Source organism: Xanthomonas sp. BRIP62415 (genome assembly GCF_003993515.1).
GTDB lineage: Bacteria > Pseudomonadota > Gammaproteobacteria > Xanthomonadales > Xanthomonadaceae > Xanthomonas > Xanthomonas euroxanthea.
Window position 1 is genome coordinate 181331 of the sequence record NZ_QEZH01000025.1, and the last position, 6418, is coordinate 187748.

The 6418-nt window shown below is 68.1% G+C and carries 4 protein-coding genes; all 4 read right to left on the reverse strand.

The annotated features are described in order from the left end of the window. Positions 1-270: 270 nt before the first annotated feature. The 4 genes from EO141_RS12330 to gap all read right to left on the reverse strand — a co-directional run bounded on the left by EO141_RS12330 (position 271) and on the right by gap (position 6267). Positions 271-1623, reverse strand: a complete 1353-nt coding sequence (locus EO141_RS12330) for a DUF3999 domain-containing protein (RefSeq protein ID WP_127169333.1) — start codon at positions 1621-1623, stop codon at positions 271-273. Next, positions 1620-4394: a DUF2339 domain-containing protein gene (locus tag EO141_RS12335; RefSeq protein WP_127169334.1), complete on the reverse strand. Its 2775-nt coding sequence runs from the start codon at positions 4392-4394 to the stop codon at positions 1620-1622. The genes EO141_RS12330 and EO141_RS12335 overlap by 4 nt, the downstream gene beginning before the upstream one ends. A 183-nt stretch (positions 4395-4577) precedes the next feature. After that, positions 4578-5048, reverse strand: coding sequence for a hypothetical protein (locus tag EO141_RS12340; RefSeq protein ID WP_115677300.1), 471 nt, complete (start codon positions 5046-5048; stop codon positions 4578-4580). A gap of 217 nt (positions 5049-5265) precedes the next feature. Continuing rightward, complete coding sequence (gene gap, locus EO141_RS12345; protein WP_104648883.1) at positions 5266-6267, reverse strand: type I glyceraldehyde-3-phosphate dehydrogenase; 1002 nt, start codon at positions 6265-6267, stop codon at positions 5266-5268. Between the last annotated feature and the right edge of the window lie 151 nt (positions 6268-6418).

A 6418-nucleotide genomic window follows, 5' to 3' on the forward strand; every position in this document is an offset into this window, starting at 1 on the left:
AATCGAAAAAGCAGCCGGTACACGTGGCGCCGATGTCTGGGCGCTGCGCGGATGGATGGCGTGGGGCAGCCGTTGCACGCTGGCGTTGCGCCCGCGTGCAGGTCGCGGAGATTGCAGCTTGCCTGCCGCGCATATCGCCGCCCATACGGCTGGCGATGCGGGGGATGGTCGGTCGAGGACGACGGGCAATGCGGCTGCCTTGGCGACGGGGGATGCCCATTGTCGGACCTTCGCGCCGCAGCGGCAAACCGCCGTGCGGCGCGCGGGTCGTCAGGGGCTGCGATTGGCCGCCGGGCTGCGCAGCAGACTCACGGCGAAACCACCGACCAGCACGGCGCCGCCGATCAGCAGCCCCCATAGCAACCAACGCTTCCAGTCGCGCGGCGTGGCGGCCGGCTGCAGTGCGGCATCGCCGGCCAGCGGCTGCGCCTGCGCGGCGATGCTGGTAGGCGCCGGTTGCCACTGCGCGCCGCGTTCGCGACGCAGCGCCTGCAGCATCGAGGCCAGTGGCGCGTCTCCGCGTTGCACGCGCGCGCTGCCCGCGACCACGGCATACGGCGGCTGCCCCTGGGCGAGGAACATCATCCGCTCCGGCTGGTAGCCCACGCGTAGCGTCGGCCTCGCGGTGCTGCGGCCTTGTGCGGCGAGCAAGCGCCATTGGCGATCACGCACCGGGGCCGACAGCTGTTGCGGCGGGGACGCGGCGGCGTTGCCGGCACCGAGTCGATACGCCAACCACGGCCCGGCGCGGCGCAGCCACGGCGCGTCATCGGCATCACGGCTTTCCACGATCCATTCGACCGCCTCGGCCTGACCGCCGCTGACATCGACCTGGGTGACCGGAAAGCGCCCGGGCAAGGCATACAGCACCGCCTTGTCCTGTGCGGTGCCCGGCAACTCCAGCCACTGCGATTGCAGCGGCGCAGCGACGCCGTCCAGTTCCGCATCGACCGCGCGCAAGGCCGGCAGCGCGCCCGACACCGGCACGATGCGCAGATAGCGCGCGCCCTCGTCCAGCGCGATACGGCGTTGCTGCAGACGCTGCGCCTGGTTGTCCAGCGCCATCACGGTGGCGTCGGCGGCCAGCACGCGCCAGTCGCGCAGATCGTCGCTGCCTTCCACACGCAGCCGCGCCTGCACCGGCGTGTTGCCGTCCCAGTCCAGCCACAGCGCACGCGGACGATCACCCAATGCGCTGGCATCGATCAGCCAGCTGCCACCGGCACCTGCAGCGGCGCCGGTGGCAAAACGGCCTTCCAGCCGCCGCACCGCGCCACTGGCATCGCGTTCGGCGATCAGCTGCAGGTCGCCGTTGGCAGGCGCTGCACCGGCCGGCAACGCAAACACGGGCAGGCGTTGCCGACGCGGTGCGGCAGCCGGCGCGGCATCCACCGGCAAGAGCGCGGCCGGCATCTCCTCGCCACGCGCATCGATCACCGTGACATCGCGCAGCCCTGCGTCCTGTGCGCTGCGATAGATCGCTGCGTTCAAGCGCAGCTGATACAGGCCGGCGTCCGAGCCGGCCACCTGCAGCGGCCACTGTTGCCGATAGTCCTGGCGCACATCGGCCGCCTGCGCCATCAGCGGCACCAGCAGCAGCCATCCCCATTGCCTCGATTTCATGCCTGTTCCTTGTCGACGCCATCGTCTCCGACGGCCTGCGCATCGGCCACCGGCTGGCGCGGCGGCGCCGGTGCCAGGTAGCCCACCACGGTGCACAACAGGCCATAGGCCATGAACGAGCCGATGCCAAGCAGATTGCCCAGATGCTGGCGGTCGACCAGCACCAGCTTGGCCAGCACCAGGCCCATCAACAACGCACCGCCCAGCCACAGCCCACGCTGACCGCGCCGCGAGCCGATCACCCAGCCCAGCACGCCCAGCACGCTCCACACGATGGTCAGGCTGGTCTGCGACAGGGTCGCGCCGATCAACCCGGCGTCCCATGCCACGCCACCCCAGTGATGCACGCTGTGCAGGGTGCTGCCGGTGACCAGGGCCCAGCCCAGGACACCCAGCGCGGTCACCCGCCACCGTTGCACGACCAACGGCGCCTGCGCAGACCACGCCCACCGCGCCAGCAGGGCCAGCACCGCCAGTTGCGCCAGCTCGGCCGGATTGAGCAAGGGCAGCCACGGCAATGGCGCGGCGCTCACCGGGTCCAGCAGCACGATCAGCCAACCGCTGCCCAGCACCGCGAACACACAGCCCAGCAACGGGTTGCGTGCCCGATCGAAGCCGGCGCCTTGCGGCCACGCCAGCCACGGCCAGCGCAACAGGCCCACTGCCGCCACGCCCAACCAGGGCGCGGCCAGCAAGGCGCAACGCCAGCCATTTGCCAGCATGTACGTATCGGCCAACCACGCCACGCCCAGCGACACCACCAACGGCCACAGCAGCCACCAGATGAACTGCGCGGCCACGGCGCCTGCGCCGTGCTGCCTGCGCAGGCACCACAGCGCGCGCGTGCCTGCCACGGCAAACGCCAGCCAGGCCAGCGCCCCCCAATGCGCGAACGGTTGCGTATGCGCATGGCATTGCCACAGCGCCAACGGCGCAGCCAGCGCCAGCCCGGCCATCGCCGTCCACACCAGCGCCGTTGCCGGGCGACGCCGATGCACCTCGGCGGCCAGCCACACGGTGAGCGCGACAAAACCCAGCAGCAGATCCGGCTCGCTGCGCAGATCGCCGGCAAAGCGCAGGATCTCGTGCACGCCGCACAGCGTCCACCAGCCCAGCCCCCACAGATACGCCACCAGCGCGCGGCGCGGCTGCCCTGCATCGCGCAGGAACCAGGCACTGGCCCAGCCAGCCAGTGCAAGCAGCAGGGTGCTCATGCAGGTGGCGTTGACCACCGCCACCGCGTCGTAACGCCAGGCATCCACGCCGAAGGCGACACCCACCGCCGCCAGCAACTGCAATGCCACCCCGCTGAACTGCGAGATCCGACGCCGTTGCCGCAGCCCCAGCCACAGCAGACCGGCACCCTCCAGCGCAAAGACGCTGGCGGTGGCACGCGCCGACAGTGCCAGCGGCACGGCCAGGGTGGCAAAACCGACCGCCAGCATCGCGTGCGCCTGGCCCAGCAGACGCGTGGAGGCACGCCGCAGCAACCAGCTGGCCAGACCCGCGTACAGCGCAGCCACCGCCAACGCGCACAGCGCCAACGGCAGGCGTTCACCATCCAGCAGGCGCGCCTGCAGTGCGAAGGCCACCAGCGGGGTGCCGAACAGCAAGCTGCCGTCGATCAGCTTGCCCGCACTGCCATCGCCACGCCGCGCATGCAGGACCGGAATCGCCACATACATGGCGAAGAACAGCAGCAGGAACGGCTCGGTGGTGGCAAATTTCGCCGGGGTGTATTGCAGCGCGCCCCACAGCGTGCCGATGCCGAAGGTGAAGGCGAATCCGAGCAGGTTCAGCACCCGCCACGGACGCGTCCAGGCGATCGCCACGATGCCGGCGTTGAGCACCGCGTAATACGCAAACAGCGCGACATGATTGCCGCTGCCGGTGGACAGCCAGATCGGCGCAAGGAAGCCGGCCAGCACCCCCAGCACCGCCAGCGTGCGCGAATCCTGCACCACCGCCAGCACGCACATGCCCGCAATCAGCACCACGCTGATGCCCATCGCCAGGCCTGCGCCGAGCAGCCCGTACAACTTGAACGCGGCAAACACCGTCAGCAGCAATCCGCCGATGGCCCCGCCCTGCAACGCCAACGCAAAGCCGGGCCGCTGCAGCCGCTGCTTCCAGCCCAGGACCAGGCCGGCGAGCGCCAACACACTGATGCCGGCCAGCCGCAGCTCGATCGGCATGCGCATCCAGCCCTGGTCGCTGGCGTACTTCAACAGCGACGCCACGCCGGCCAGCAACACCAGCATGCCGACCTTGACCGGCACGTTGCCTTCGGTGAACCAGCGCTTCACCGCGCTGGCCGCGCGCGCCAACGGGCCTGGTCCGGACGGGACGTCGTGCGCTTGCTGCTCGAATTCCGCAGGTGCAGCGGCCAGGGGCGGTGCTTGGACTGCGCTGCGCGCCGTAGCAGATGCGGGCGCCTGTGCGGGCAATGATGGCGGCATCGGTCTCGGCATCGGCGCGACCGGCGACGGCGCAGCGTGCACATCTGCGGCGGCAGGCCGCTCAGCGGCGTCAGACCCAGACAGGCCGAGGTCGGGCGCCTCCTGCGCCCCCCATGTACCGACTGGCGACTGCATTGGCCTGTGCACCGCCGCCGCGTCCGCGCCGCCTGCGCCGCTGGCCTGCCATTGCGCAAGCCGCTGTTCCAGCGCATCCACGCGCCGCCGCAGGCCAGCGATCCACACCAGGGCGATCACCAACCCTACCGGCACCGCAAGCAGCAACAGCACCACCGACACGATCATCGTTTCCAACGCGTAACCCCTGAGTCGGCATCCGGCCGAATGCGCGAACCATACAGGCTCAGGACGCGTCTGGGCAGCCAGTCACTGGCTGAAGCGCAGCGACACGATGCCGCCAGGGGCACCGGCACGCAATGGCTACATGCATCGACATGCCCCCAAGAAAAACGCCCGGTAGAACCGGGCGTTTGAACATCATTCGCGGTAGCCGCTGTCGTTCTTGTTATGGATGATCCAGATCAGGTTGCCGCCGGTGTCCATCGACTTGCCAGCGAACACCAGACGCCCCTGGCCCTTGTAGGCCATCTCATACCGGTAGCGGTCGCCGCCGAAGAAGAACGGGATGAACGCCTTGCCGGTCACGTAGGAGCCCTGATCGTTCGGCTGACCAATCAGGTCGGTGACCTGCTTCATCGGCATGCCGATCTTCAGCTGGGTGAACTTGCTGTCAGGCGCCGGCTTGCCGGTGATCTCGCCTTCGTAATCGTTGATGCCCTTGACCGTTTCGCCATAGCCCGCCTCGACATCGGCCGACTTGATCACCTCGCCATCGGCATTCATCCAGGCCGGCGTACCGGTCTGCTTTTTCGCGGCCCAAGTGGTCGACGGAGCCGACACCGCAATCACCACACCGAGCGCCAATACGCCCGCCAGAAATTTACTCATGAGTTTTGTTCTCTCGATCCATGGAGTTCCCCGATCCTTCGTACACGACACGGGAACGACCGCCGTGCCCGCAAATTAGCGCACGTGGGCCTCGCAAAGTCCACTTCCCGTACTGCCGACGACGCGGTGACGGCATCAGCACACGTCACGTTCCGGCACATACAAAACGAAAGGCCCCGGCATGCCGGGGCCTTCACTCGTCGCCTAGGCGCGAGGTTTACTTCGCGACAACCCGCACCATTTCCAGGCACTTGTTGGAATAGCCCCACTCGTTGTCGTACCAGGACACCAGCTTGACGAAGGTCGAATCCAGCGCGATGCCGGCGTCGGCATCGAACACCGAGGTGCAGGTTTCGCCGCGGAAGTCGGTGGCCACGACCTTGTCTTCGGTGTAACCCAGCACGCCCTTCAAGGCGCCTTCGCTCTGCGCCTTCACTTCGGCACAGATCTCGGCGTAGGTGGCCGGCTTTTCCAGCTCGACAGTGAGGTCGACCACCGACACGTCCGAGGTCGGCACGCGGAAGCTCATGCCGGTCAGCTTCTTGTTGAGCTCGGGAATCACCACGCCCACGGCCTTGGCGGCACCGGTGGAGGACGGAATGATGTTCTCCAGGATGCCGCGCCCGCCGCGCCAATCCTTGTTCGACGGGCCGTCCACGGTCTTCTGCGTCGCGGTGGCCGCGTGCACGGTGGTCATCAGGCCGCGCTTGATGCCCCACTTGTCGTTGATCACCTTGGCCAGCGGCGCCAGGCAGTTGGTGGTGCACGAGGCGTTGGAGACGATCGCTTCGCCGTTGTAGGTCTTGTCGTTGACGCCGAACACGAACATCGGCGTGTCGTCCTTGGACGGTGCCGAGAGGATCACCTTCTTGGCGCCGGCGTCGATGTGCTTCTGCGCGGTTTCCTTGGTCAGGAACAGGCCGGTGGACTCGATCACCACGTCGGCACCGACCGCATCCCACTTGAGGTTGGCCGGGTCGCGCTCCTGCGTCAGGCGGATCTTGTTGCCGTTGACGATCAGCGTGTTGCCGTCGACCGACACATCGGCCTTGAAGCGGCCATGCACCGAGTCGTACTGCAGCATGTAGGCGAGGTAATCGGGCTCGAGCAGGTCATTGATGGCCACGATCTCGATGTCATTGGCGAAGTTCTGCACCGCAGAGCGCAGCACGTTGCGGCCGATGCGACCGAATCCGTTGATGCCGACCTTGATTGCCATGTTCACTAGCTCCTGCGGCCGCGATGGCGCGGCGGATGGAAAGGGACCGCCATTCTAGCAGCGTCGCACTCGCGCAGCCGTGCAGCAGCCAGCGCTGCGGCATGTGGCGCCAGGGCGTTGTGCCGTGGTGCATGCGGGGTGGGGATTGGGG